Source organism: Ginsengibacter hankyongi, from assembly GCF_008710285.1.
Lineage (GTDB): Bacteria > Bacteroidota > Bacteroidia > Chitinophagales > Chitinophagaceae > Ginsengibacter > Ginsengibacter hankyongi.
In genome coordinates this window covers 100,575-127,066 of record NZ_VYQF01000008.1, presented here as the reverse complement: position 1 = coordinate 127,066, position 26,492 = coordinate 100,575, and the positions used below count along the sequence as shown (strand labels likewise).

The window sequence follows — 26,492 nt, the reverse complement described above, 5'->3', positions numbered from 1 at the left end:
TAACTATAGGAAATGTGACCGGAAAAATTATTTATCATTTTTCGTGTAACCGGTACCCGTTAAAATTGCGGGTACCCGTACCAGTTATAATAAAGGTTAGCCTTCTTTGTCCAAAGGCAATGAAACATAAAAAGAAGTTCCTTTGTCCTCTCCTTCTATCCATATTTTACCTTTGTGCCTTTTAATAATATCCTTGCAGATATAAAGGCCTAACCCAAAGCCGGAAATAAGAATCGAATTTTTCTTTGCCCGGTAGAAGCGCTCGAAAACTTTACCCTGCTCTTCTTTCGGTATGCCAATTCCAAAATCCCTCACGGAAATAATCAATTGACCGCCCCTTTTTCCGGTATAAATAATAATTTTCTTCCCGTTAGGCGAATACTTCGTTGCATTAGACAGCAGGTTTACCAACACTTGCTCCAGGCGTTGCCGGTCGGCAGTTATAAGCTGGTTGATTTTTTCCCCGGAGCGTATGATCGTATGATCCCGTGCAACAAACCGGAAAGAAGCAATTGTATCATCAATTAAATCGTCCACGTTAAATTTGGTGACATTCAAATGCATCTGGCCACTTTGAATTTTTGATACATCGAGGAGATCGTATATCAGTTGCTGCAGCCGGTTTACATTATCCAAAGTTTTTTTTACGTACTGCCTATTGGGTTCAGTTTGTTCGATGGAATCAAGCACCTGCAGGTAGGCCTTAATACTCGTAAGCGGTGTTTTTAATTCGTGGCTGGCGATACCTATAAATTCGTCCTTTTTCTGGAGGCTGATGTTGATCTGGTCCATCATTTCGTTGAAAACCCGGGTAAGGGTATTGATCTCATCCTTATAATCATCCTGTACCTGCATTTTATAATTACCGGTTTCACTCACCTCCTTCATGACACCCACCAGGTTTAAAATCCGCTTCGAAATATAACGTTGTACCACAAACGCAATTAAAAAAGAAAGGGCCACTCCCACTATAAGGAGCATAAAAGAAAGTCTGTACTGGAAGCTTTCGAAGGCATCCATCTCACTTAAACTTGCGTGCAGGCAAACTGTACCCAACATTTCATTATTGTAGGTTATGGGGTTAAATATGAGCAATTCCCGGTTCCTGAACTCATTCGTTTGGGATGCAGACTTGGGCGGCGAAAATTGAAAAGAATCTGCCCCGGCTTTTACATAGGATGCGAAAACTCTTCCCTCCTGATCAAGTATCGCGGCATTGATAATTTCAGGAGAGATCTTTTTAAGGTCGTAAAGAATATCATTTGCAGCCTCATTGTCCTGGAACTGAAGAGTTGAAACACTGTTGGTAGCGATAACCTGGGCGATGCCCGACAGGCTTGCCACTTTTCGCTCTTTGTAATCGCGGATATGCGAGAGGACGAAGGCAGCAAAGCAGAGACCCAAAACAATCACGCTGGTAAATACCTGCATGAGAATGAGCTTATTTTTTATCGATATGTTCCGTAAGTTCACCAATGGTTTAGTGGTAGAGTAACGCCTGTTTTCATTTTATTATTTTACAATGGTTGCAAGTTTTAATAACTGGGAACTTGCTTTCATCCCTTCTTCATTAAGCGTATTTATATTGGCCTCAAATTTAAGTTTATGATTATCTACAAAGAAGTTAAAAGCGGTTCCAAAGTCGGCAAAACCGGGCTCCTCACTAATAGTAAGCGTTCCCTTGCTAACCCTTGCTAAAACAGAAGACAGCGAAAAGCTGTTATTGGCGGAAATAAACAGGATATGGCAGGGGATTATATCGTCAGGATCGTCGAAATGAAACACTACGATTCTTTTGTTATTCACCGTTTTTGTTTTTGCTATTTCCTGTAGTGAATTATAGACGGGCGAGTTTCCAATAACGCCAATGCTGAAGGCGCCGGAATTCGCGTTTCCCCAATCGATGTATTTGGTAAAATTATAAATGAAAGCTGCCTTCAGTTTGTAATCTTCTTCTCCGCGCTGCGCCACACCACAAAGGCTGTAAGCAGAACAGAGGGTGATGAGATATACAATTTTTTTAAACATACAGCTTCCGATTCGATTGCTTTTTTGGGTTGAAAACCTTATAAATCTATCCCGATCTTAAATAAACCATTAACACCTGGCTGTTCCATTACCGTTGAAAATAAAAGCCCATCAGCGGTGCGGAAGCCTGGATCCAGCCATTTGGCATTAAAAATATTACGAACATTTAAACTGGCACTTATGCCTTTATTAAATAACTTTCCCGTGCTGATAACACAGTTGGTAAGAAAATGACCCGGAACGGGGCCATACGGATCCGTCGTGGGTACCCGCCTCTGGCCTACCCAGTTTTCTACCAGGCTTATCGTGAGCAGTGGTTGTATATGGATGGCCAGGCCCGCATTTCCTTTAAATTTCGCAACTCCCGGTAATTCACCCGAAAAATGGGTTACAAAATTCCGGCCGGTGGCATCCTGGTAAGTAAAATTGGTAAAGGCCGAAATATTTTTTGTAATCATCATGTCAGAAGTGAATTCTATTCCGTTAATTTTTTCCGCACCCGGATTCTTGTTTGGGTTCAGCCCGGAAAGATTGCCGATGACAATTACATCGCTAAGTACATTACGGAAAAAGTTTAACTGAACTCTTACCGCTTTTGATGGCGAGTAAATAGCATTTACCTCGAAGGTTTTTATCTTTTCCGTTTTAAGGTCGAGCGTAGGCGGTGCCTGCTGTATTTCGTTTTCAGTGGGCGCCCGGAAGGCAGTACCAAACTGTAATTTAAAGGTCAGCTTCTCATTGGGCTGGTTTACAATAACCGCTCTCGGATTAAATGCACTTCCAAAATAGCTGTTATAATCATAACGCGTGCCCAGCGTGAAGTTGGTTTTACCAAACAGGCGGGTATTTAATACATATTGCAGATAAGTGCCGAAATTATTTCGTATGTCATATACCCTCGGCAAAAAAGTGGCATTCAGGTTATATAACGTATCTCTGCCATCAAGCAGATAGGGCGTGGTAAGGTTTAATGTTGATTTTCTCTGCCCCCGTTCCACATTGTCGCTATAATACTGAATACCGGCAGAAAAATTTTGATTTTGAGCAGGAGCGTAATTTGCCTTTAACTCTCCCTGAATGCGATTGGAATAACTTGAAAAAATACCACGGATAAGCTTTCTTCCATCAAAGGTAATATACACATAAGAGTCATCAGCCGTACCCGTTTCTCGATAAACAACCCGGCTAAGCAAGCTGAATTTGTTATTAGGCTTCCATTCATTTTCTAAATAGTAGGTCCGTAAATAATAGTTGGCCAGTCCTCCTTTTTCTCCCCTGATGTTTCTTGAGACGAACCCTACTCTGCCGTTGTTATCGTAGCCCGGTGCCGGAAGGCCAAATATAACCGTGGCGCTGTTAAAAAACGTTCCATAACCCATAGGTGTGTTGTAAGACCTAAACCCCATGGTAGTTTTTGATTTTTTTGCATAATAACTTACCGTTCCATTAAATGAATTTGCCTTGTCAACATACGAATTTGAATATTGAGAGTCCCTGTTGCTGAATTTCGGGCCATCGCTGCTATATAATGTGCCGGCGACAGCGAACTCTAAATTTGACTTCCTTACCCCAAGGCTTACCTTTTCGAAGGTAGTATTAAAGCTGCCAAATCCCTGTTCCGCATGCAATCCATTGATGTCGGCTCCCTTTTTGGTAATGACGTTAATAACGCCACCCAAAGCATTGGCCCCATACAATGCAGATGCGGGCCCCCAGATAATCTCAATATGATCCACATTGTGAAGGCTATAAGCGGGACCGGCCATATCATTGGTTCCAAGGATGTTGTTTTCAACCACACCGTCGATCATTAACAATGCCCGGAGGTTTTCCGCTCCATACATTCCCCTGAAGTAAATGAGTGTGGGGGCATAACCGTTAATGTGAATCATGTCAATTCCGGGAATATCGCGAAGCGCATCTTCCAACTGCTCGTATCCTCTTTCGGCAATTTGCTTTGCAGTAATTACCGTAATGGTTGAAGGCGCTTCAGAAGTTGTTTGCAAATAGCCGGAAGCGGTGACCACTTTAATATTCATTAACTCTTCGAGGGAAAGATTGGCGAGCTGGGTGACATTGTTCACGGAATCCTGCTGCGCCGTTACAACAGAAGCAGAAGTTAAAAAAACAAATACAAGAAAAGTGCTTATTCTCATACAGAACTTTTTTATTGCCTGATAGTTTGATAATCGGGCATCATGCCTTTCGCATGGCCCACTTGTTCACGTGATCCTATAAAGGCACCTCAACATTCAGCCCGTTGAAAAAGGTGGTCTTTACACCGTCAGGCTATATTTTTCCTGATCGTTTCTAATAAATACGAAGTTTCAAACGGTTTGGTAACCAAACCATTTGCCATGCAGCCTTTAATATTGTTCACCAGGTCGTAATGAGCTGAGAACAAGATAACGGGGATGTGCTGCGTCTCACCTGAATTTTTTAATTGCCTGCATATTTCACGTCCATCGGCGCCCCCCAGCGCCACATCGAGCAAAATCAAATCGGGGGAAAAACTTTCAATACTATGGGGAATGTCTTCCCACCTGGAAATTGCTTTCACACTATAGTTATTCATACTTAGTACGATTTCAACTACAGTTAGTATATCAGTGTCGTCGTCAACTACGAGAATTTTACTCATTTGAATAGGAAATAGGATAATAAAAGGAATTTCATCCACAACAATCACACCAAAGAAAACAGGTCCCCATTCAGCCATCCCATTACACAGTAGCTTTTGTGTATGCCGGCAAAAATGACGCATAAAATTTGCCTTTAAATAAAAGGCCCATATTTTATATCATCAAATGAAGCATGACTATCATATAAGCATAGACGAAGCTTCTACACTCTTAAATAAAGAGAAGAAATTCTTTAATGAAGTAATGAAAGACGGGACCATGACGGTTAAATACTTTGCACCAAAACAAGGATGAACAACAACCTCACAAGAAAGATGAACTCTATATCATTGCATCGGGAATTGCTGAATTCAAGAAATGAAGAAACGATAACGTGCCAACAGGGTGATATAATTTTTGTTCCTGCAAAGATGGAAACCGGTTTATTAATTTTTCTCATGATTTTGCAACATGGGTATTTTTTTACGGGGAAGAAATTGAATACTATCGTAAGAATATAAATATATAACTAACAGATCATATCACTTCAATTATCGAAAGTAATAAGATATTCAAACGCTTTTAACTGGTTAAAATATTCAACAGTTCAGCAATTCCTTCGGTAGCCGACTTTTTAATTACATAAAAATTGTGATGGGGCTGTAGGTATGGCGGATGAATATCTATAATATATTTAGGAACGTCTGCGGGCAGGTAATCTATTAAGCCGGCGGCTGGGTATACCTGCAACGATGTACCTGCTAAAATAAAAATATCTGCTTCTGACATTATAATGCTCGCTTTTTCGATCATGGGCACCGGCTCATTAAACCATACCACGTGCGGGCGAAATTGTGTTTGATCAGGAGCCAGGTCGCCCACATTAATATCTCTGGTAATTTCATACAATGTGTTGCGGTCTTTTTCTCCGCGCATTTTAAAAATCTCTCCATGCAAATGCAACACATTTTTTGATCCTGCCCGTTCATGCAGGTCATCTATATTTTGTGTAATAACGGTTACGTTGTAATGATTTTGTAAATCAGCAATTCCTTTATGTGCTGCATTGGGCTGCGCCGCGGCCACTTCTCTCCTTCTCATGTTATAAAAATCAAGAACGAGTTTAGGATTCTTTTTATAGCCTTCAGGTGTTGCCACTTCATACACGTTGTAGCCCATCCAAAGCCCATCACTATCGCGGAAAGTCTTTAAACCACTTTCTGCGCTTATGCCTGCGCCCGTTAGTACCACAAGATTTTTTTTCATTAAAATAATTATTATCAATAATGAAAAATCAGATTAAAATTCATTTCTCTCCTGCCATCTCCATAATAATCTTCCATTCTTTTTCTGCAACAGGCTGAACAGATAATCTGCCAAGCCGAACGAGCGCCATGTCCGTTAGACGTTTATCATTCTTTACCGTTATAAGGCTTACGGGTTTTTTCAATTTTTTAAAAGGCTTCAAATCAACAGCAACCCATTCATCTTTTGTTGTGGGATCCTGGTATGCTTCTTTATCAACCTTTGCAATGCCAACGATTTCCATTCCTTCGTTGCTGTGATAATATAAAACTTCATCTCCCTTCTTCATTGCACGCAGGTGGATCCTTGCTGCATAATTTCTTACGCCGTCCCACGTTGTCTTTTTATCTTTTACCAGTTGCTCCCAGCTATAAACGGAGGGTTCGGATTTGACGAGCCAATAATTCATAAAATAATTTTTTAAATATTTCGGGAAAGATAAAACGATTATGAGAAAATGTAACCACTTAAAATTTTAAGCGCAATTATTATTTATCACATTATTCTCATTGATTAATATTTTTTTTCTTAATAAAACCATAATTATCTCTTTCTCGTAACTGTATGTGGCATCAAATTATTTGTTCAGTTTATTAATCTTCCTGAAAGTTTAATTCGCCGAACTGATTATTAATCTAAAAAATATAAAAAAATGAAACGTAAAAAAATTCTTTTCGCGGCTATCGCTGCCATTGCACTGGTTACCGGAGGCATCATTTATGCAGCCGACCATATTGATGCACCATCAGTAACCAACCAGACTACAGACATTACAGATTTGTATGTATTCCAGGGTGCGAATACTGACAACATGGTTTTTGTAGCAAACACACAAGGCCTCTTAACCCCTGCAACTACCGGCGCAGCAAAATTTGACGAGAACACGCTTATTGAATTTAATATTGACAACAACAATGACAATATTGAAGATCTGGTTATTCAATGCAAGTATGATGCTGCATCAAATATGATGAAGGTTTACGGGCCAATAGCGCCTTCAGTAACCGGTACCCGCAGTAAGATTGAAGGAACCGCAACGGCATCTGTAAAAGTAACTCCTTATGGTGCTTCAGCTCCAATAGTAGCCACTAAAAACGGGATTTCTGTTTTTGCAGGCCCCAGGGATGATCCTTTCTTTTTTGACCTGGATCAATTTCATGCAATTTTAGCCGGAACGGCAGAAGGCTTCAGGAACCCAGGTGTAGATGCTTTTGCAGGTACTAACGTCATGAGCGTAGTTGTAGAAGTTCCAAAAGTAGCCCTAGGCGGATCAGGAAAAATAAATGTTTGGCTTGAAACAAAGAAAAAAGTATAACCTGTTAACTTATTAATTACAATAAAAATATTATTACAATGAAAACAACAATAAAATTATTAACGCTCCTTATTACCGGCAGCATGATTTTCACAGCGTGTAAAGATAAAAATCCAGGAAATGGTCCTACCGTATATTATGAGCAACAGGATCAAATGGCCAGGCCCGCTATCAATACCGTATTTAATGCAAACGCCACAGATAAAGAAGCATTCAATGTTACAGTACCCTCCGCGATGGGAGCCGCCTTTCAATCAAAATTCCAGGCAAGGTTGTTAGCATTAAACTCAGCGTATACCACTAATGCATTAACTCTTGATGCAAAAGCTTTTACCACGTTACTGGCCACCGATGTGCTAAATGTATCAACGACCGGCAAAACAACATTTTTCGATGGCACCAATGTTTTAACCGGCCGTGCGCTAAATGATGATGTAATTGATGTTGAATTGTTATTGATCTTCGGAGGGCCTACAGGTACGGGTAACCCGGGATTAACAAGTGATCATGTTAACGCAAATGATGTGGCATTTTCAACTACATTTCCCTATTTAGCAACTCCTCATTAATAAATTCATCCATTTATAAAAAAGACCGGGAAGAAATTCCCGGTTTTTTTATAAACTCAATACAACAAATTTTGACTGCTGTATGATAAAAGCTAAAACTGGGTTTTTAATAATAACGTATCTACAGAAGGAAGACAAAAAAATAGTGATATTAAAAGGCAATACTGCCAAATTGATAAACGGAGCAGGACTAACAGGGAAGCATAAATGCAGATTAATAAATAGTACTTATGATCAATAGTAACAGGATAAATAAATTTTCCGCTTTGAATAAAAGATAATGAAAGACACGAATTCATATAGCAGAGGCCATTATAGAAAAATTATTGGCATCTTCATTTTAAGTTTGGTTATCAGCAACACATTATTTGCTCATACTGTAGTTGGCGAACTTGAAAAAATGTCCGGCAAAGATGCGGCTTTCCTTTACCTGCAATTAGGATATACCCACATACTTCCTTTGGGCCTTGACCATATTTTATTTGTATTAAGCCTCTATTTATTAAGCCCGAAATTAAAGCCGGTATTATGGCAGGCAACTGCGTTTACGGTTGCACACTCTGTAACGTTAGGACTTTCCATGTACCATATAATTAAACCACCGGCCAGCATCGTGGAACCTGTGATTGCACTCTCCATTATGTATGTAGCCCTTGAAAATATCTTTTCACCTAAATTAAAAAAATCAAGAATCGGGATTGTGTTTTTATTCGGACTTGTACATGGAATGGGCTTTGCGAGCGCTTTAGGACAGTTAGGGCTGCCTGCAAAATCTTACCTGACTTCTATCTTAATGTTTAACCTGGGTGTGGAACTCGGACAAATGACCGTTATTATTTCAGCTTATTTATTATTTGGAAAATGGTTTGGAAATAAACCCTGGTACCGCAAAGGAATTGTTATTCCCTTATCGGTAATTATTGCAATGGTTGCCGCCTTCTGGACTATTCAAAGATTATTCTTCTAAATTATCTTGCAGGTCTTTCATCATTGAAGGACTGAGATCATATTTGTTTTTAGCTGCGGCTTTAAAAAATTCATGAGCATTATATCCTTTGCCCAATCCCTTCATAAATTTACCCATCCAATACAATTCAATACCCTCAAGAGGTTTGCCGGAAACATGTGCTTCATATAGTTTATAAGCCTCGTCTTTCTTATTATTGAAATACAAACACCAAACATACCATGCATAAGTTTGTGGCGTTTGCCTGTTAGCAATTTCACTTTGTGCAACTGCTTCTGCTTTTGCAGGATCATTTAATATACCGGTGTACAATTCAACCAGGTATTTGTTATACATAGTCCCATAGAGCGGATTACCAGTAATGTCAGCAAATTGTTGTGCATATTTTTTCACAGCTGCAGAATCATTATTTAATTCAGCAGCCTGAGAAAGTTTTAAAATCGGATCGGGCGCCTGTGTTTTAGTGGATACAAAAAGAAATATTTTTCTTGCAAGAGAATCATTTCTGTCATGAACCAATGCAATCCATCCAATACCCATGATGCTATGCAAATCGCTTGAGTAAGCAGCAACAGATTTTTTATATAACTGATATGCTTCATCCAGTTTTCCTTCGTGAACATATAAATCAGCGGCATTTGATAAAGCAGCAGCAATTAACGTGGGATTGTTACCTGCGAGCAATGAAGCATTCAGCATAGCCTTTATAGCAGAATCGAGATTGCCCTTGTAGTGTTCCAGTTTCGATAACCTGAATTCATAACCGTAATCCGTATTCGATTTTATTTTATTTAAATATTGCGTCGCTGGCAGGTACCTTCCCAATTCAAAATTTACATCAAAAGAATAAGCGCCATCATCATATGGCTTTATTCCTATTTGTTTGGCTTTGGTTAAAAAGGTATCCGCCTCGTTAAATTTATGTTGCGAAATGGAACGAGGTACCAAAGCAGTATAAGGAGCAGTTTCTTTATAATTAAACGTTTTGGCGATAGCCTTTAAAATACTGTCAGAAGACTTCAAATCATGAATATCCCCTTTCAATGCAAATCTTGCCGCCAGCATAGACGAGTATTTCAATTCGTTGGTAAAGCCGGGATGGGCAGTATCTATCCTGCTGCCCCAGAATTTGATGTCTGCCGCATTCGCAGCTACAGCTGGTTCTGTGTAATTATTAATTAAGCTATCAATATAAGCAGATTCAACAATTATTTTCTTATCATGATTGCATGAAGAAAGGATAGCAATAATCGCCATAAGGGGGAAGAGATTTTTCAACATAAAATTTTTAATTATGTACGAATTTTATGCTACCGTGGTTCTTTATTCCCATCCACTCGCCAACACGTCGGCAATGTGCATTGTTTTTATTGGCAATTCTTTTTTGGTGATGTATCCATCAAGATGCATAAGGCAGCTCAGGTCTGTAGAGATGATATATTCGGCGCCTGTATTCAGGGCATTATTTACTTTTTGATCGGCCATTGCAATTGATATGGCTTCAAACTTAACAGCGAACGAACCTCCAAAACCGCAGCAGGTTTCGTTGTCAGCCATTTCAATCAGTTCAAGCCCTCTTACTTTATCGAGCAATTTTCTCGGGCCTTCTTTTATTTTACATTCACGCAGGCCTGCGCAACTATCGTGATAGGTAGCTTTGGCATTTAATGTTGCGCCAAAGTTTTCGATGCGCAAAATGTTAGTAAGAAACTCAGTGAACTCAAATATTCTCTTAGAAACATCTTTTACATTGTTATGCAAAGAAGAATTTTCAAACAGTGTATTATAGTAATTTCTTACAAAACCTACGCACGATGCGGATGGTGCCACGATATAATCCGTTCCCTCAAAATCTTTTAAAAATTTGGTAGCTACCTTTTTTGCATCTTCCCAAAAACCCGCATTATAAGCAGGCTGGCCGCAACAGGTTTGGTTGGTATTGTATTCAACATCGCAACAGGCTTTCTCCAGCACCTTCACCATATTAAAGGCCGTTTGAGGATATAACTGGTCAACAAAACAGGGTATGAATAATTGTACTTTCATTTATAAAATTTCTTCATTAAGGGTGTTCAATTATATAATGGCTGTTGCTAACAGGTAAGCCAACACGAAAAATGAACTATGAATATTTAAGTGCCATCATCTTCAATGCTGATAATGCGGCTTCTTCTCCTTTATTGCCATGTACCCCACCAGTACGTTCGTCTGCCTGTTGCTGGTTATCTACCGTAAGCACGCCAAAAATTGTAGGTACGGGCAATATTAAATTAAGGTGCAACACTCCATCCGTCACGGCTTTGCATACATACTCAAAATGTGGTGTGTCACCACGCAGTACGCAACCCAATGCAATAAATGCCTGCGGTTTTTCAAACTTATTCTGATAGGTATCCCAAAAATTCTTTACCGCAAATGGAATTTCAAATGCACCGGGAACGGTAATAATCTTATAATTATTCATACCATATTGCTTAAGGATCTTTTTACAACCCTCAAGCAGCTTATTCACTATTTCAGCATTCCACTCAGTATGCACAATAACAATACAGGCATCCTTTGAAAGAATGCCTGCATTAAAATTATATAGATTTTCGTTTACTGATCCCATCAGGTTTGCAATAAAATTATTCTGAAAATTCTCCCAGTTTTGCTAAATAGCGGTCAACATCTGCTGCCTTCTCTGATAAAGGATATTCTTCTTTTATCTTTTTAAAAAGATCAATAGCATCTTTTGTTTTACCGATTGATTGCGCAAAGAGCGCCGCCCTGAACAAATATTCTGAAGAAGTATATTCATCTTTATCATCCACATTAGCTGCCTTTTTATAATAATCAAGCGCATCATCATTTTTATTAAGCTCAGCGCTTGCATCACCAATCATTCCATAAGCCCTGCTTTTTATTTGGGTGGCACCATCCGCATCAAAATCTTTAAGAAATTTTATTGCCTTATCATATTGGTGAAGATGGAGGTAACAAGCGCCCGCATAATATTCACAAAGGTTTGCAGCAGCAGTACCGGAATATTTATTAATGATTCTTAAAGCCCCGTCATTCCTTCCATCGCCATTAAGAATTTTTGCAGCCTGCAATGCTTTCGCTGAATCTGAACCCTGGGCATTGGCAAAATCTGAGAAATATTTTTGTGTTATAAATACTGCATCGTTTGCTTTTTCTTCTTTGGGAAGTTTAAACATGTATTTATAAATAAGCCATCCGGCGAGGATAACAATAACTGCAGAACCTATATAAATTAAAGGCTTACTATAGTTTAACCAAAATCCACGGGCTCTTTGTACGGGATCAATTTCTGTGTGTTGTATTGCTTTAGCAGCCATTATTTTTTTTGTTGATTTGTTAACTGGTTTATTGGTTGATTGGTTTATTAGTCAATTATTTTTTTAGTCCATGATGAAAGGATAATCTTCTTCAACATATATATCTTTATACATCTCATCATCATCAGGGAAAGGGCTTTCATCAGCAAACTTCACTGATTCTTCCACTTCGGCTTTTACCCTTTCATTAATAGTCTCAATTTCTTCATCACTTACGCCAAAATCGTTTTTTAATTTGGCCAGGGACGTTTCTAATGGATCCTGTAATTTATATTCTTCCATTTCTTCTTTAGTGCGGTACTTGGCAGGGTCACTCATACTGTGGCCTTTATAGCGATACGTTTTTACTTCTAATAAAGTCGGGCCACCATTGTCTCTTGCTCTTTTCACAGCTCTTTCAACGGCTTCATGCACTGTCTCAGGATTCATACCATCTACCCTGTCGCCCGGCATATCATACGCATCTGCCAGTTTATAAATATCCAAAACATTCGAAGTGCGTGCCACTGAAGTTCCCATAGCATAATTATTATTCTCGCAAATAAAAACTACCGGCAGTTTCCATAACATGGCCATATTAAATGTTTCATGAAGTATGCCCTGCCTTGCGGCGCCATCCCCAAAGAAACAAAGCACAGCGTTCTTAGTGCCTTTATATTTTTCTGCGAAAGCCAGGCCTGCCCCGGTTCCTATCTGCGCTCCCACAATACCATGTCCTCCAAAAAATCTTTCTTTCACACCAAACATGTGCATACTGCCTCCTTTTCCTTTGCTGCAACCGGTAGCCTTTGCATATAGTTCCGCCATACATGATTTCGCGGAAACGCCTTTGGCGATCGCAAGGGCATGGTCGCGATACGCCGTAATAAAAATGTCTTCGGGAATTGTGGCAGTCATACAGCCGGCAGCAATTGCTTCCTGGCCAATATATAAATGACAAAAACCACGGATCTTCTGCATACCATACATCTGGCCTGCTTTTTCTTCGAACCTGCGAAGCAAAAGCATTAATTCGTACCAGTAGAGATAAGTTTCTTTAGTAAACTTTGTAGCCAAGCTTATAATTTTTAGGCGGCAAAGATAGGGTAAAAAGAAAAATAATGTTTGATGAGTTTATAGTAAAAATGAGTTAATAAAAAATGTTGAATAAATAATGATTATCAAAGCGATTTATGACAAAAAAAACCGGCACGAAAGCCGGTCTTTTGTATTACTATAAATTAAATTATTTTGTTTGAGCCAGTTGCTCTTCGCCAATCATTTTTTCTACAACCTTCACCGTTTGATTAATATAAATATCATCACCAATATGTTTCAAAAATTGTTTGTTCTTGGCAATTTTATCAGAATCGTTACCGAGGGTCAATGAATCGGAAGCAATATTATGAACCGGGAACTCGCTGCTAAGTTTAGTAAGACTATCCAGCTTTTTAGACAGTGTTTTGATCTGTTCTATTTGTGCACGATATTTTTGAATATTAAGAGGAGTTTCCGCGTCATTATATTTATCAAGCTGGTCTACGTCTTCTCTTATGCCTTTAAAAACCGGGCTCTTTTGAAGATCGGTATTAGCTTCACTTACGATAGAATTATAGCTATAACCCGGGTTCCAGGTAGTGTAAGTTGCTTTAGGAATTTCATCCCAGCTCAATGCATCCGGATTGTCTTTTTCACGGAATTTCACATTTTCCAGCCTGTCAGGTATTATGATGTCGGGAACCACACCACGCAATTGAGTGGCGCCGCCGTTGATCCTGTAAAATTTACGGAAGGTAAGTTTAAGATCACCGAGCCCTTCTGAAGGCTTGCTGAACAAAGGATTTTCTGACTGCGGGTCTAAAGATATGCTGCGCTGAACTGTTCCTTTACCATAGGTAGAGGTGCTGCCAATAATAACACCACGATGATAATCCTGTATGGCTGCCGCGAAAATTTCTGAGGCTGATGCGCTCATTTCATCTACCATTACGGCTAGCGGGCCGGAGTATAAAACATCTTTATCCCTGTCGTTCAGGACGCTTGCTTTTTCATCGCGGCCTTTCACCTGAACAACAGGACCATCTTTAATAAACAGGCCAACCATGTCCACAACATCATTTAACGAACCTCCCCCGTTGCCACGAAGATCTATTACAATACCATCCACCTTTGCATCTTTAAGCTTTTGCACTTCCTTTGCAACATCAGTTGCAGAGCGGCGTGCGGATGGGTCATCAAAATCTGCGTAAAACTCCGGCAGATATATATAACCAATTTTATTAGTTCCGTCATTTACAATAGCGCTTTTTGCAAAAGTATCATCCAAAGAAATTTTATCTCTTAATATAGGAACCACTTTAATGGAGCCGTCTGCTTTTTTAAGTGTAAGCCTTACTTCAGAGCCCTTTTGCTCACCCCTGATCAATTTTACCGCGTCGGTAACTGCATAGCCTGTTACGTCAACGGGCGTTGCATTACCTTGCGCAACTTTAATTATTTCATCCTCCGGTTGAATGTCGCCGGATTTCCAGGCCGGGCCCCCTGTAATAAGACTGCCTATTTTTATTTTGCCGTCATCTTCTTTTAATTGAGCACCGATTCCAAAAAAAGTACCGCTTAAAAGTTCATCAAAGCTTCTTTTATCAACAGGCTCAAAATAAGTTGTATGCGGATCCATACTACCCGTGATCGCATTTACAAAATCGCTGAACATATCATCGGGCGTATTGTGGTTTTTTAAAGTAAGAAAATAGCGATCCATTTGCCGGCTAACTATTTCACGGGCTTCTCTTTCAAGCGTTGAATCAGCTTTGTGCAAAGAGTCCTTGTTCAGCTTTGCCCTTTCATCCTGTAAATCAACGAAACGGCCGAGCACTAAGTACTTTAAGCGCTTCCTGGAGTAATCATATCTTTCGGCCTCGGTTTTAGGGAAAGTCCTCTTTTCGCCATCCAGTTGTAACGATTCATCTTTGGAAAAATCGAATGGCTTGCTTAAGATCTCTTTGTAATTTTTAGAAACTTCGTTTAGCCTTGCCAGGTAGGTTTTGCTTATTGCATAAAATGATTCGAGCGGAGCACCGTGAATTTCATCATCAATCTTATTTTCATATTTTTTGAAGTCGTCTATATCTTTCTGATAAAATATAAATTTATCAGGGTCTAATCCATCTTCATATTTATTCAACACTTCCTTGGAAAATGCGTCATCAATAGTCTTGGGGCTGTAATGGCCTTCTTCCAGCACAATCCCTACATTCTTGAGTATCTTTTCATACTTGGTTTTTGGATTATCACTCAGCCGGTCGCCCCTGCCCATTACTCCATAGGTTACAAACAAACCGCCACATATCAATACCAGCAGGACGGGTAGAAATTTTTTACTCATAATAAAATTCATTAAAGGATTCATACGTAAAAATAACAGAAAATAGATTCTGCGATTAAAAATAGTATGTTTTATTAACAAAGGTTTTGTATAATGTATGGACGGTTAATTTTAGAAATTATTGCGTTTGGTTTCAATAACTCATTGAAGATATTAGAAAATACTTAATTAATTCTTGTTACCCTTTTGCATTTCACGGGTTGTTTTGCGGCTTCCATCATGGCTGTAACCTGGAGGCCCAAAGATATATTGCATCTTCTCTTTAAAGGAAATATCCTGTTTAGTGTCTTTTATAATGGCGCCATATTCATTGAATATAATATCCATATAATTCCTGTATTCAACATTTTTTACTGTTCCGAATTGCACGGGTTCAACAGGGTCTTCAGCACAGAAAGTTCCAAAAATTTTATCCCAGATAATAAGGAACATCCCATAATTTTTATCGAGGTATTTTATATTGGTCCCATGATGTACCCGGTGATGGGAAGGTGTAGTAAAAAAATACTCCAGCGGCCCCAACTTTTTAATCATCCTGGTATGTACAAATGTTCCCCATCCTTGTGCAAGCACATATATTAGAATAATATCCAAAGGACGGAAGCCTATTAAAGCCAATGGGATGAAGAAGAAAAATTTTTCAATGGGCTCGAATACAGCAGAGCGCAGGCCTACAGAAAAGTTAAATTCTTTTGATGAATGGTGATGAATATGTCCTGCCCACAAAAAACGTACACGGTGATCCATCATGTGCATAAACCAATAAACAAAATCTTCCAGCAATACCAATGAAATCCAGTACAAAACAATATGATGGCTGCTTAATGAAAAATGAAATCCATAATAATAAAAAATGGCTAATAAAAATAAGCCGGCGGTACGACTTAAAGTATCTGTTATTACATATCCCAATCCAAGTACCAGATTAGCCTTGGTATCTTTTACATTATAGTATTGCTTATCGTACCGTACACTTATGAATATCTCAATTAAAACCAATGATAAGGTTATGGGGGTACTGAAAAGCATGGCTACCTGGTCAGTGAGAAATCCCGTCATAGTTATTAAAATTAATTTGAAAATAACGCTTACAATTCAGCTGTTCATTTTAAAAATAAAAGCAATTTACTTTTTTGAAAAATATAAAGATGAAAATAATGCAGTAATTATTTGTCAGGATTAGAGAGAAGAAACGTCTCAAAAAACTAAAACGAACCCACGAAATAAAAGAGTTAAATAGAAGAGATAAAATTTTCTACACAGTTATCAATGTGCTGTCGTTTAAAAAAAATCCCGCATTGCTGCGGGAAATTTTTGGGTGGATGATGGGGCTCGAACCCACGACCCTCAGAATCACAATCTGATGCTCTAACCAACTGAGCTACAACCACCGTTTATGAAGCGCCAAAATTAATTAAAATTTAAACTTACAACAAAAGCATTTTATTAAAAGATATAGGCACGAAGAAATATTTTTTAGTGCCGAAACAAAATATGGACGTTTCTCATTGATGTAAAGCCAGGCCAAAAGTCCGCAACTACCACTCATCTATATTTAGAAAATTCTTTCGAAATTTTATTTTCACATTTGCGCAGATTTCTAAAACTAAAGACGTCTAAGACTCAAAATCAAATCAATCTATTCTAACATGAGATATTTTTACGTAACCCTGCTTGCACTTGTAATTTCGCCCATAGCCTTTGGACAGTATGCCGGCGGTGCTAACCGCGGACAAAGCATGAACCTTGGGCATTTCTATGGAAAAGTGGTTGATGCTGTTACAGGCAAGCCGATTGAAAGCGCTTCCATTCAACTGTCTCAAAATAAAATGGATACGGCTCTTAAAAAAAGAAGAGATTTTGTAGTAGCCATTATGCTAACGGATAAAAAAGGAGACTTCAGTATTGATAAATTGCCGGTTATTACTCCTTATCAACTGTTGATAACGGCCGTTGGTTATAAAACTTATAATGAAAAAGTTGCTTTTAATTTAAAAATGGGCGGCGGCGATATGAGCCAGATGCTGAATGCGGTTGATAAAGACCTGGGCAATATTAAAATGCCGCACGACGATCAGCAACTGCAGGCCGTTGTTGTGGCTGCTGATAAAAGCCTGGTGCAAATGAACATTGACCGTAAAGTTTTTAACGTTGATAAAAGCCTCACGAGTGTTGGTGGTAGCGCTATCGATGTAATGAAAAATATTCCTTCGGTAAATGTAGATATTGATGGCAATGTAACGCTGCGTAATTCAACGCCGCAGATATTTATTGATGGAAGGCCCACCACTTTAACGCTGGACCAGATACCTGCTGATGAAATTGAAAGTGTTGAAATTATTACAAACCCTTCGGCAAAGTTTGATGCATCAGGCGGCGGCTCGGGCATATTAAATATTGTTTTAAAGAAAAACAGGAAGGCAGGATATAATGGCAATGTGAGAGCCAACCTGGATTCGAGATTACGTTACGGAGGAGGAGGTGATATTAATATTAAGCAGGGTAAAATAAATTTTTTCGCAAACGCTATGTATAACCAGCGTAAATCGTTGGGAACACAAAGTGTTTCAAGGGTCGATCACCTGCCCAATGTTACTGCCAATCTATTTCAAAACGGGAAGCCCGAAAATAACGGGCACTTTGCCTTTGGCCGCGCAGGGTTCGATTATTTTCCGGATATAAGAAATACATTCACTTTATCAGGTGTAATTGTTGGGGGAAGTTTTAGCAGCGAAGGTTTGCTCAACATTACCAGGGACAGCACTTTTCCTGCTTACGTGACCCATGAAACAGGGATAAGTAATACTAATGGCAACTTCACGTTCCATAATTACGGCGGCGTATTCAGCTATAAACATAATTTTGCCAAACCCAATAAAGATATAACGGCAGACGTAAATTATAATTACCATACTAATACCAATAACAGTGTTTTCTCCACGCAATATTTTGATGGTAACGGAAACCCTAAAACGCCGCTTTACCAGCAGCAGACTACCGGTGGCGGCAACACGAAATTTTTTACAGCGCAAACAGATTACACCGATCCGATTACTGACAATATGAAGCTGGAAGCCGGTTTGCGGGCTGCAGTGAGAAATTACAGCAGTTATAATAACAACTATTTTTATAATACCGCTCTTAATAAATATGAATCTATACCGGGGCTTAACAGCAAGTACCAGTTTACCGACCAGGTATATGCGGCTTACACTACTTTCTCGCAAAAAATAAATGGGTTTACTTACCAGGTTGGGGGACGTATTGAAAGCTCGAAGTATTCAGGAAAACTTATTGATTCGAACCAGGTGTTTAAAAACGCCTACCCTTTCAGTTTTTTCCCCAGTGTATTTTTAACGCAAAAAATTAATGACAAGCAGGATATACAATTAAACTATTCAAGAAAAATAAACAGGCCCAATTTTTTCCAGCTTATTCCTTATTACGATTTCAGTGATTCGTTGAATATAAGCCGTGGTAACCCGGGCCTTATTCCGGAATTTACTAATTTATTTGAATTGAACTATGACTTGAATCTAAAAAACGGCAACAATATTATTGCAACGCTTTATTACCGGCACACTAATAATTTAATAACACGTTACCAGTACCGCGACCGGAATCCTAATCCCGGTAAGCTCGATTCCATCTTTATTTCTTCTTATGCCAATGCCAGCAGTTCAAGCGCTTACGGATTGGAAATAACTTCAACTAATAAAATTGCAGACTGGTGGAGCTTAACTTCTAACGTAAACGTTTATAATTCACAAATAAACGGCAATAACCTGGAGAGTGATCTTAATAACCAAAAAGTAAGCTGGTTTGGAAAAATTAATAATCAATTTAAATTACCTAAAAATTATTCCATTCAATTTACTGGAGACTATACCAGCAAAACAATTACACCGCCTAACCGTGGTGGTGGTGGTGGCGGAATGTTTTTTGGCGGCGGCAATTTAGCTACTGCCAATGGATATACTGATCCCGTTTATGGATTTGATATTGCTTTGAAAAAAGACTTTTTAAAAGATAAGGCCGCATCCTTAACTCTGAGCATGAACGATATTTTCAGAACAAGAGTTTACAGTACGCATGCCATCTCTAATTTTTCAAAGACCGTTTATTCTGTGCAGGATAATGAACGAAGAAGGGATCCGCAAATGGTTCGCTTAAGTTTCAACTGGCGGTTTGGTAAATTCGATGTTTCGCTATTTAAACGCAAAAACCTGAAAGCAGACCAGGAAGGACTGCAAAATGGAATGCAGGGTGTGGGGCAATAAACTCCCGAATTAAAAAAATAAAGTATTATAACATAATATAGATTTTAAATTTTATTTAATGAAACCCCCTGCATACGGGGGTTTCATTATTTCACCTACAGATGGCATATTAATTGTTTTAGTGGTTTTTTAACTAAAACAATTAATCATGAAAAAAATCTTAAACCTTCGGAACAGTCTTTTTCTATTGTCATTAATAGTATTAAGCTTTCTCCAACAAATTACATATGGACAGGATAGCAGCGGCTCTTCAGCCAGTTCGCAAACAACCACCACTACAACTCAAAATGCAACAACTATTCAGCCGTGGGTATGGGTAGTTGGCGGCGTGGTTCTCTTACTCATAATAATTGCACTTATAAGAGGCGGCGGGTCAAAAGGGGGCTCACATACTGATAAGGTTACCTATACAAAAACTACAAGCAGCGACGATGTCTAGCTGGTAGGTATATATTTTTAATGAATGGCCAACGGAAGTTGGTCATTTTTTTTGCCTGCTGTAAACAATGCTTAATGGAAAGCAGTATAAAAAAATTTTACTGTTATCTTTGCGCACTTTAATAAAAAATTTGTTGATCAAAACTGTTACTTATAAGAGTTATCAGTTAAAAATATAGTACCAATATGCCTTTACGTGCAGGAATTGTGGGATTACCCAATGTAGGAAAATCAACGTTATTTAATGCAGTTAGCAATAGTGCCAAAGCGCAGGCAAGCAATTATCGCTTTTGCACCATTGAGCCAAATACAGGCCTTGTTAATGTGCCCGATGCACGCCTTGAGAAACTTGCCGGGCTTGTAAAGCCAGACAAGATAGTACCTACACAAATTGAAATTGTTGATATTGCGGGCCTGGTAAAGGGTGCAAGCAAAGGGGAAGGATTAGGTAATAAATTTTTGGCGAACATTCGGGAGGTAGACGCAATTATTCATGTAATAAGATGTTTTGACGATGAAAATATTTTAAGAGATGAAGGCCCTGTTAATCCCATAAGCGATAAGGAAATTATTGAGACAGAATTACAATTAAAGGATCTGGATAGCGTTGACCGTAAATTATCCCGGACAGAAAAAATGCTTAAAACCGGCGATGCAAAAGTGAAGCAGGAATATGAAGTATTGCTGAAATGCAAGGCCCATTTGGAAAAAGGGAAAAATATTCTTGCGCTTAATTTATCAAAAGAAGAAAGGGCAGTAATAGCCGACAGTTTCTTACTAACAGACAAGCCTGTACTATATGTTGCCAACGTAGACGAAGCGTCTATGCATACCGGTAATGCATATTCCCATAAATTGGTGGAGGCGGCTAAAGCAGAAAATGCTCAGGTGATTGTTATGACCAATGCCATTGAGGCACAGATAGCCGAATTTGAAAATCCTGAAGACAAGCAAATGTTTATGGATGAATATAAAATGGAAGAACCTGCATTGGACCGGTTAATTCATTCGGCCTATAAATTATTAAATCTCTCAACCTATTTTACCGCGGGTGTGCAGGAGGTGCGTGCCTGGACTATACACCAGGGATGGAAAGCGCCACAGGCCGCTGCCGTTATTCATACCGATTTTGAAAAAGGATTTATAAAAGCAGAAGTAATTTCTTACAACGATTTTATCCATTATGGCTCCGAAGCAGCTTGCCGCGAAAATGGGAAATTAAGAATAGAAGGAAAAGAATATATAGTGCAGGATGGTGATGTGATGCACTTCAGGTTTAATGTGTAATTATTTGCTGTAATAAATTTTTAATTTTTATAGAAGATCAAGCGCTAACTATTTGTCCATTTTTTTAGTTGGGATAATGAACATCGGAATTTCGCTTTTATGCAAAACCTGTTCCGCCACACTCCCTAGCAATACTTTGTCCAGCCCGTGCCGCCCGTGGCTCCCCATCACAATTACATCTGCGTTAACTTCTTTGGCTGCTTCTAAGATACCGCCTGCAAAATCTCCTTCTTTAACAATTGTTTGAATGGATGAGTCATTTAAATGCTGTTTTGTTTTATTAAGATAATCCCCCGCTGCATTCCTTAATTCACCAACATTTGCCATAGCAACTATATCCAGGTTATTAAATCCTTCATAGCCCATAATCGGTGAGTAGTTAGACGAAGTATAATAAAACGCTTCCGCCACCACGTGTAATAAAACCACTTCGGCCTGGAGATCTTTCGCCAAAGCATATCCTGTCTCTGCAATTTTTTGAGCCGGCGGATCATAATCCAATGCTATCAATACTTTTTTCATAATTATAGTTTTAAACTGGTTAATTTTTATTAATGAGTATGTTCAATTATCCCTAACAAAGTATGTGCCTCAATAATATGATTTTTTTAAACAATTATATTTTGTCTTTGTACACTTTATTTCATGGTAAAATTACATCCCGCAGTTTAATATGTAAATATATTTAAATCGCGGGATGAAATATAATACCGGCAGGTGTTTGAGCGTTATATTATATGCACCTTCATTTTATGAATAAACAATTTTTAATTCTTTCCTTTCTTTTAGCGACCTCCTATTTTTTAAGCGCACAAACCGGCCTTACGTCTGATGAATTGTTTAAAGAGGCAAGGCAAGCTGCGTTTGACGATAAGAATTACGATAAAGCCAAACAACTTTCTTACGAGGCGCTTAAAATATCCCCTTCTTATGCTGATATAGATATTTTTTTAGGAAGAGTGTATGCATGGAACAATGAATACGACAGTGCACGTTATCATTTTACCAAAATACTTAACTCCAACCCGGACAATGAAGATGCAAGTATTGCATTTGCCGATCTTGAATATTGGAACGATCATTATGAAGAGTCGCTGGATATTTGTGATAAAGCACTCACGGTTTATCCGTCTTCGCAGGAACTTTTATTGAGGAAGGCTAAAAATTTAAATGCCTTAAAAAAATACTACGATGCCAGCCTTATCACTACGCAACTCTTGAAAGAAAATAAACATAATACTGCGGCGCGTGCATTAGCCACAAGGCTTAAAGATGCTGTCGCAATAAATAAAATAAGTGTTGATTATGACTATACCACATTTGATAAGCAGTATGACCAGCCATGGAATTTGGCAAGTCTTTCGTATAGCTGCTACACGAAATTAGGTTCTGTTATTGCGAGATTGAATTATGCAAACCGGTTTAATACTAACGGTGTACAGGCAGAGGTAGACGCTTATCCCCGCATCAGCAAAACTTTTTATAGTTATGTAAATGTGGGATACTCCGGCAATGTGGGCGTGTTTCCACAGTTCAGAGCAGGGTTTTCTTTATATGCAAACTTGCCAAATAGTTTTGAAGTCGAAGCAGGGATGAGATATCTCTATTTTACAGGCCCTACCTATATTTATACTGCTGCTATTGGTAAATACTACAAGAACTTTTTATTCAACTTAAGAACGTATATCACACCGTCAGGCGGCAGCCTTTCGCAATCCTATAATTTAACAGGAAGATATTATTTAGAAGGCGCGGACGATTTTATAGGGCTTACAATTGGCACAGGAATTTCACCGGATGACAACACTCAGAATATCCAGTTTAGCACCAAACAAAACAAGCTTTCCTCAAAGAAAATTTCTGCAGCCTTCTCGCATACATTTTTAAAGTGGAATATATTATCAGTAAGTGCTGGGCTTATTAACCAGGAATATTTACCATCGGTAAAAGGAAATCAAATTGATATTTCACTCGGAATAAGTCACAGGTTTTAGTATTTTTCAAGAGACATAACTGCCCGCCGTACACGAATTTACCAAAGCATAGTTTAAAAACTGGTACGTCATGAACTTTAAAAGAAGTATTCTTAATCCAATGATGGTTCGAATAACCCCCAAAGATCGGCACCTAACGGCACCAGCGAAAAAGTTATAATGAAAACCGGCAAACTTCTTATTTAAAAGATACAAGAAAATAAAAACGGTAATAGTAATAACCAGGATGTTTAAAACAAATGCAATATCATTAACTACTCCAAACTCTATTAGTTTTGAAAATAGCTAGGCACACCAAACCGTTGGGTGTCGCGGATGAATTCATGATCTTTTATGGCATGCATTGAAAACAAAAGAATAACACTGTATACCTACGCTTCCTGAATGCCTTATACAAACTTTGATTGATCCCGTGGTGCAGTTTCCATTTCAAGATGATTTATCACATTGGTTTTGGCATCGGCTTTATTACCAGACCCGAGCCCCAGCCTCGTCATTTCGCCCCATGCATTTTTCTTTCTTATATAGTCGATATTACCTTTTATGGCGGACCACACAACAAAAGGATGAAATAAAAACGGCTCCAATAAAGCGGTAAGTACCAATTTAAAAACATCGTTTTTCTTTTTATACTGGTTATAGGTAACCACTTCCATAAAAATGGCGAAGAGCGAATATAAAAATCCAAATAACAGGATACAACCGAGCAGGATAAGGAAAGACTGCCAATCAATTATACCGCAAAAAGAAAAAATTAAAAATCCTACGATTCCAATAAATTCAATAATGGGCGCCAGGAATTCGAAAAAAAACCAATAGGGATAACTAACGCAACCGAGTAGACGATAACGCGGATTAAAAAACATGATCTTATGAATACGAAGTGTTTCAATTGTTCCTCTTGTCCATCGGTTTCTTTGCCTTCCCAGTATTTTATAGGTATCAGGCGCTTCTGTCCAGCAAAGAGGATCAGGAATAAATGTTACCTTATAGGGTAATTTATGTTCTTCCATATAACGCCGCATTCTTGCAATGAGCTCCATATCTTCCCCTACTGTCTTAACGTTATACCCGCCGCATCGCATTACTATTTCTTTATCAAACGCTCCAAACGCTCCGGAAATAAGCAAGAGCCCGTTCAGCCGGCTCCAAGCCATACGACCCAGTAAAAATGCTCGTATATATTCTATTACCTGCACCCTTGGGAGAAACTTTTTCGGTAAATTAACTTCCACCAGTTTGCCATTTTCTATTGTGCAATCGTTGGCTATTCGGATAACGCCACCGGAAGCAATTACCCTGACTTTTGTTTCCTCTAAAAACGGCTTCATCATTTTCAACAATGCATCCTGTTCCAGTATGCAATCTACGTCTACGCATACAAAATAGCCATACTTAGCCACATTAATGCCAACGTTTAAGGCGTCAGATTTTCCCCCATTTTCTTTATCAACTACAATTAATTTATTATAAACAGCATTGCGGCTTTTATAAATTCCTTTTACTTTTTTTGCAGGAATTTGTTCATTGATGAAAATATTTACTTTATATAAATCATAAGCGGCAATTAATTTTTGAAGGGAATCATCTTTGCTTCCATCATTAATAATTATCAGTTCGAGCGTGTTGTAATGTATAGACAACATTGATCTTACATTTTCAACAATATTAGCGGCTTCATTGTAGGCTGGCGCTAAAATACTGATACCCGGAAGATGGGTTGATGCAGCTAAAACTTTAAAGTCGGCTGAACTATTATCACGGAGGTATTTTCTTATTTCTGCTGTTGAATATATTCCTATTAAAATATAGCACGTTAATAAAACAATGGAATATACTAAAATACCATAGCTAAATAAATCGAGGATAATTCTTTGCCAGGTCATATCATATGCTCATTCTCAATTTGAAGAAAGATTGTTTTCCACGGATCCTCGTGAGCAAATAAATGCGTTTTTAAAAATTCAATGCCTAACGGGTGAAGGTGAGATAATGATTTAGCCGCAGCCAACTTTATATCATTATCACTGTGGTGCAATTGCTTTAACAGGAAAGCAATTTGCTCTTCATTTCCTATATCATTCAGTGCGTTTATAATTGCGAGCTTATAGCTTTTATTTTCATACGAATAATCATCAACCAGTTTTCCGGCTGTATCCTCCCGTGGAATTCTCTTAAGGTAATTAAGTGTATTTAATTTCACCTGCAAACTTGTATTTGACAGGCAATCCATAACATCCGGGTATACATCGAAGCGGTTGTAAAAAGTTGCCAACCGTAAGGAAAAATTCACCACCGATTCGTTTGGCGATTGCAACCACTTCTTTATAATGTCGAAATTTCTCGGTTTTACATCATGCAGTTTATTGAGCAACTGTATTTGTTGCCACTCACTTAAAGTGTAAGTTGTAACACCCAGGAAACGCAGTCCCGAAAAACCGTAAAAGCTTACCAGTGCACATTGTGACTCGTTCCTTACCAGTTCACTCTTATTATTGGTAAGGCGGAAAATTTGTTTTACATATTTTGTTTGTTCCATTATAGCCAGTTCCTGCACACCTTTTGCTTTAATATGCCACTTTTTATTATGCAGCTTTTTAAAAGAATCATTGTTCAGCCCTAAGTTTTCATAAAGCATTTTAATATTCTCCGAAGCTGACCCGGAGAGGCTTTTCCTTGCCAGTATTATTTCATTAATAAGGTATTGCCTGAAGCGATGATTTTTTAATTTGTTCGCATTTTTAGAAATGATTTCGTTAAATTCTTCATCCAAATTAAAAACGGCGGTACTAACGACCAGGGATACCTGATCTTCCCAGGATTTTATTTTTGCGTTAATTCTTTTCTTATAAATAAAAAATACGAGTGTGCATATAAATAATAAGCCGAGTATAATTATAAAAATTAGCATTACTCTCATAAGAGTGTAAGAATCTATTTTTAATAACACGGAGAATTGTAAGCCCGGCATTCTATTTTTTTT

The 26,492-nt window shown here is 38.4% G+C and carries 24 protein-coding genes and 1 tRNA gene; 8 read left to right on the top strand and 17 right to left on the bottom strand.

The features are described 5' to 3' along the window. Nucleotides 1–96: 96 nt before the first annotated feature. From FW778_RS19260 to FW778_RS19245, 4 genes are all read right to left on the bottom strand, one after another. On the bottom strand, nt 97–1,431 hold the full coding sequence (locus FW778_RS19260; protein ID WP_150416488.1) for an ATP-binding protein: 1,335 nt from the start codon (nt 1,429–1,431) through the stop codon (nt 97–99). 81 nt (nt 1,432–1,512) lie between these two features. Beyond that, entirely contained in the window at nt 1,513–2,028 is a 516-nt protein-coding gene (locus FW778_RS19255) for a YfiR family protein (protein WP_150416487.1), read from the bottom strand. 38 nt (nt 2,029–2,066) lie between these two features. Beyond that, the gene (locus FW778_RS19250) at nt 2,067–4,184 is read right to left on the bottom strand and encodes a TonB-dependent receptor plug domain-containing protein (protein ID WP_150416486.1); all 2,118 of its coding nucleotides are present in this window, start codon (nt 4,182–4,184) and stop codon (nt 2,067–2,069) included. A gap of 128 nt (nt 4,185–4,312) precedes the next feature. Continuing rightward, nucleotides 4,313–4,792, bottom strand: a complete 480-nt coding sequence (locus FW778_RS19245) for a response regulator (RefSeq protein ID WP_150416485.1) — start codon at nt 4,790–4,792, stop codon at nt 4,313–4,315. Nucleotides 4,793–4,835: 43 nt separating this feature from the next. On the opposite strand from FW778_RS19245, the gene FW778_RS23625 reads away from it, so the two are divergent. After that, nucleotides 4,836–4,964 (top strand): hypothetical protein, encoded by a 129-nt coding sequence (locus FW778_RS23625; protein ID WP_262714421.1) that lies wholly within the window; start codon nt 4,836–4,838, stop codon nt 4,962–4,964. Between the two features lie 267 nt (nt 4,965–5,231). On the opposite strand, the gene FW778_RS19240 is transcribed toward FW778_RS23625, so the two are convergent. Together FW778_RS19240 and FW778_RS19235 are read right to left on the bottom strand one after the other, a co-directional pair. Further along, complete coding sequence (locus FW778_RS19240; RefSeq protein ID WP_150416484.1) at nt 5,232–5,915, bottom strand: SIR2 family NAD-dependent protein deacylase; 684 nt, start codon at nt 5,913–5,915, stop codon at nt 5,232–5,234. 40 nt (nt 5,916–5,955) lie between these two features. Further along, a complete protein-coding gene (locus FW778_RS19235; RefSeq protein WP_150416483.1) occupies nt 5,956–6,363 on the bottom strand; it encodes an EVE domain-containing protein in 408 nt (135 codons plus the stop codon). 243 nt (nt 6,364–6,606) lie between these two features. On the opposite strand from FW778_RS19235, the gene FW778_RS23620 reads away from it, so the two are divergent. The 3 genes from FW778_RS23620 to FW778_RS19220 all read left to right on the top strand — a co-directional run bounded on the left by FW778_RS23620 (nt 6,607) and on the right by FW778_RS19220 (nt 8,805). Then, a complete protein-coding gene (locus FW778_RS23620) occupies nt 6,607–7,269 on the top strand; it encodes a DUF4331 family protein (protein WP_150416482.1) in 663 nt (220 codons plus the stop codon). 38 nt (nt 7,270–7,307) lie between these two features. Continuing rightward, nucleotides 7,308–7,838, top strand: a complete 531-nt coding sequence (locus FW778_RS23615) for a DUF4331 family protein (RefSeq protein ID WP_150416481.1) — start codon at nt 7,308–7,310, stop codon at nt 7,836–7,838. A gap of 280 nt (nt 7,839–8,118) precedes the next feature. Then, the gene (locus FW778_RS19220) at nt 8,119–8,805 is read left to right on the top strand and encodes a HupE/UreJ family protein (protein ID WP_202552357.1); all 687 of its coding nucleotides are present in this window, start codon (nt 8,119–8,121) and stop codon (nt 8,803–8,805) included. Here FW778_RS19220 and FW778_RS19215 read toward each other — a convergent pair. The 8 genes from FW778_RS19215 to FW778_RS19180 all read right to left on the bottom strand — a co-directional run bounded on the left by FW778_RS19215 (nt 8,794) and on the right by FW778_RS19180 (nt 16,901). Next, the gene (locus tag FW778_RS19215; protein ID WP_150416480.1) at nt 8,794–10,086 is read right to left on the bottom strand and encodes a tetratricopeptide repeat protein; all 1,293 of its coding nucleotides are present in this window, start codon (nt 10,084–10,086) and stop codon (nt 8,794–8,796) included. The two genes, FW778_RS19220 and FW778_RS19215, sit on opposite strands and share 12 nt — an antisense overlap. Before the next feature lie 42 nt (nt 10,087–10,128). Then, a complete protein-coding gene (locus FW778_RS19210; protein ID WP_150416479.1) occupies nt 10,129–10,851 on the bottom strand; it encodes a (Fe-S)-binding protein in 723 nt (240 codons plus the stop codon). Nucleotides 10,852–10,927: 76 nt separating this feature from the next. Continuing rightward, nucleotides 10,928–11,416, bottom strand: coding sequence for a 6,7-dimethyl-8-ribityllumazine synthase (gene ribH / locus FW778_RS19205; RefSeq protein WP_150416478.1), 489 nt, complete (start codon nt 11,414–11,416; stop codon nt 10,928–10,930). 16 nt (nt 11,417–11,432) lie between these two features. After that, nucleotides 11,433–12,146 carry a tetratricopeptide repeat protein gene (locus tag FW778_RS19200; RefSeq protein ID WP_150416477.1) on the bottom strand — a complete coding sequence of 238 codons (714 nt, stop codon included), beginning with the start codon at nt 12,144–12,146 and terminating at the stop codon, nt 11,433–11,435. A gap of 63 nt (nt 12,147–12,209) precedes the next feature. Continuing rightward, nucleotides 12,210–13,202: a pyruvate dehydrogenase (acetyl-transferring) E1 component subunit alpha gene (pdhA, locus tag FW778_RS19195; protein ID WP_150416476.1), complete on the bottom strand. Its 993-nt coding sequence runs from the start codon at nt 13,200–13,202 to the stop codon at nt 12,210–12,212. Nucleotides 13,203–13,371: 169 nt separating this feature from the next. After that, nucleotides 13,372–15,510: a carboxy terminal-processing peptidase gene (locus FW778_RS19190; RefSeq protein ID WP_235906475.1), complete on the bottom strand. Its 2,139-nt coding sequence runs from the start codon at nt 15,508–15,510 to the stop codon at nt 13,372–13,374. A 168-nt stretch (nt 15,511–15,678) separates the two neighbouring features. Beyond that, nucleotides 15,679–16,569, bottom strand: coding sequence for a sterol desaturase family protein (locus FW778_RS19185; protein WP_150416475.1), 891 nt, complete (start codon nt 16,567–16,569; stop codon nt 15,679–15,681). Between the two features lie 258 nt (nt 16,570–16,827). Next, a tRNA-His gene (locus FW778_RS19180) sits at nt 16,828–16,901 on the bottom strand. A 258-nt stretch (nt 16,902–17,159) separates the two neighbouring features. On the opposite strand from FW778_RS19180, the gene FW778_RS19175 reads away from it, so the two are divergent. The 3 genes from FW778_RS19175 to ychF all read left to right on the top strand — a co-directional run bounded on the left by FW778_RS19175 (nt 17,160) and on the right by ychF (nt 21,515). Next, nucleotides 17,160–19,790: an outer membrane beta-barrel family protein gene (locus FW778_RS19175; RefSeq protein WP_235906473.1), complete on the top strand. Its 2,631-nt coding sequence runs from the start codon at nt 17,160–17,162 to the stop codon at nt 19,788–19,790. Between the two features lie 148 nt (nt 19,791–19,938). Continuing rightward, the gene (locus tag FW778_RS19170) at nt 19,939–20,229 is read left to right on the top strand and encodes a hypothetical protein (RefSeq protein WP_150416474.1); all 291 of its coding nucleotides are present in this window, start codon (nt 19,939–19,941) and stop codon (nt 20,227–20,229) included. A 185-nt stretch (nt 20,230–20,414) separates the two neighbouring features. Next, nucleotides 20,415–21,515 carry a redox-regulated ATPase YchF gene (gene ychF, locus FW778_RS19165; protein ID WP_150416473.1) on the top strand — a complete coding sequence of 367 codons (1,101 nt, stop codon included), beginning with the start codon at nt 20,415–20,417 and terminating at the stop codon, nt 21,513–21,515. Nucleotides 21,516–21,563: 48 nt separating this feature from the next. On the opposite strand, the gene FW778_RS19160 is transcribed toward ychF, so the two are convergent. Continuing rightward, nucleotides 21,564–22,037, bottom strand: coding sequence for a universal stress protein (locus tag FW778_RS19160; protein WP_150416472.1), 474 nt, complete (start codon nt 22,035–22,037; stop codon nt 21,564–21,566). 230 nt (nt 22,038–22,267) lie between these two features. Here FW778_RS19160 and FW778_RS19155 point away from each other — a divergent pair, with 230 nt between their 5' ends. After that, nucleotides 22,268–23,509: a YaiO family outer membrane beta-barrel protein gene (locus FW778_RS19155; RefSeq protein ID WP_150416471.1), complete on the top strand. Its 1,242-nt coding sequence runs from the start codon at nt 22,268–22,270 to the stop codon at nt 23,507–23,509. Nucleotides 23,510–23,898: 389 nt separating this feature from the next. Here the strand turns inward: FW778_RS19155 and FW778_RS19150 are convergent, their stop codons facing one another. Both FW778_RS19150 and FW778_RS19145 read right to left on the bottom strand, forming a co-directional pair. Further along, nucleotides 23,899–25,395 carry a glycosyltransferase family 2 protein gene (locus tag FW778_RS19150; RefSeq protein ID WP_150416470.1) on the bottom strand — a complete coding sequence of 499 codons (1,497 nt, stop codon included), beginning with the start codon at nt 25,393–25,395 and terminating at the stop codon, nt 23,899–23,901. Next, the gene (locus FW778_RS19145; protein ID WP_150416469.1) at nt 25,392–26,480 is read right to left on the bottom strand and encodes a HEAT repeat domain-containing protein; all 1,089 of its coding nucleotides are present in this window, start codon (nt 26,478–26,480) and stop codon (nt 25,392–25,394) included. Before FW778_RS19145 ends, FW778_RS19150 begins: the two co-directional genes overlap by 4 nt. Nucleotides 26,481–26,492: the final 12 nt, after the last annotated feature.

Excerpts from the sequence above, each read along its gene's own strand:
- FW778_RS19200 (WP_150416477.1), bottom strand. The coding sequence starts at position 12,146 with ATGGCTGCTAAAGCAATACAACACACAGAAATTGATCCCGTACAAAGA.
- FW778_RS19235 (WP_150416483.1), bottom strand. The coding sequence starts at position 6,363 with ATGAATTATTGGCTCGTCAAATCCGAACCCTCCGTTTATAGCTGGGAG.
- FW778_RS23620 (WP_150416482.1), top strand. The coding sequence starts at position 6,607 with ATGAAACGTAAAAAAATTCTTTTCGCGGCTATCGCTGCCATTGCACTG.
- FW778_RS19145 (WP_150416469.1), bottom strand. The coding sequence starts at position 26,480 with ATGCCGGGCTTACAATTCTCCGTGTTATTAAAAATAGATTCTTACACT.
- FW778_RS19220 (WP_202552357.1), top strand. The coding sequence starts at position 8,119 with ATGAAAGACACGAATTCATATAGCAGAGGCCATTATAGAAAAATTATT.
- FW778_RS19240 (WP_150416484.1), bottom strand. The coding sequence starts at position 5,915 with ATGAAAAAAAATCTTGTGGTACTAACGGGCGCAGGCATAAGCGCAGAA.
- FW778_RS19175 (WP_235906473.1), top strand. The coding sequence starts at position 17,160 with ATGAGATATTTTTACGTAACCCTGCTTGCACTTGTAATTTCGCCCATA.
- FW778_RS19190 (WP_235906475.1), bottom strand. The coding sequence starts at position 15,510 with ATGAGTAAAAAATTTCTACCCGTCCTGCTGGTATTGATATGTGGCGGT.
- FW778_RS19215 (WP_150416480.1), bottom strand. The coding sequence starts at position 10,086 with ATGTTGAAAAATCTCTTCCCCCTTATGGCGATTATTGCTATCCTTTCT.
- FW778_RS19250 (WP_150416486.1), bottom strand. The coding sequence starts at position 4,184 with ATGAGAATAAGCACTTTTCTTGTATTTGTTTTTTTAACTTCTGCTTCT.
- FW778_RS19150 (WP_150416470.1), bottom strand. The coding sequence starts at position 25,395 with ATGACCTGGCAAAGAATTATCCTCGATTTATTTAGCTATGGTATTTTA.
- FW778_RS19210 (WP_150416479.1), bottom strand. The coding sequence starts at position 10,851 with ATGAAAGTACAATTATTCATACCCTGTTTTGTTGACCAGTTATATCCT.
- FW778_RS19260 (WP_150416488.1), bottom strand. The coding sequence starts at position 1,431 with ATGCAGGTATTTACCAGCGTGATTGTTTTGGGTCTCTGCTTTGCTGCC.
- FW778_RS19160 (WP_150416472.1), bottom strand. The coding sequence starts at position 22,037 with ATGAAAAAAGTATTGATAGCATTGGATTATGATCCGCCGGCTCAAAAA.
- FW778_RS19245 (WP_150416485.1), bottom strand. The coding sequence starts at position 4,792 with ATGCGTCATTTTTGCCGGCATACACAAAAGCTACTGTGTAATGGGATG.
- FW778_RS19255 (WP_150416487.1), bottom strand. The coding sequence starts at position 2,028 with ATGTTTAAAAAAATTGTATATCTCATCACCCTCTGTTCTGCTTACAGC.
- FW778_RS19155 (WP_150416471.1), top strand. The coding sequence starts at position 22,268 with ATGAATAAACAATTTTTAATTCTTTCCTTTCTTTTAGCGACCTCCTAT.
- ychF (WP_150416473.1), top strand. The coding sequence starts at position 20,415 with ATGCCTTTACGTGCAGGAATTGTGGGATTACCCAATGTAGGAAAATCA.
- ribH (WP_150416478.1), bottom strand. The coding sequence starts at position 11,416 with ATGGGATCAGTAAACGAAAATCTATATAATTTTAATGCAGGCATTCTT.
- FW778_RS19170 (WP_150416474.1), top strand. The coding sequence starts at position 19,939 with ATGAAAAAAATCTTAAACCTTCGGAACAGTCTTTTTCTATTGTCATTA.
- FW778_RS23625 (WP_262714421.1), top strand. The coding sequence starts at position 4,836 with ATGAAGCATGACTATCATATAAGCATAGACGAAGCTTCTACACTCTTA.
- FW778_RS23615 (WP_150416481.1), top strand. The coding sequence starts at position 7,308 with ATGAAAACAACAATAAAATTATTAACGCTCCTTATTACCGGCAGCATG.
- FW778_RS19185 (WP_150416475.1), bottom strand. The coding sequence starts at position 16,569 with ATGACGGGATTTCTCACTGACCAGGTAGCCATGCTTTTCAGTACCCCC.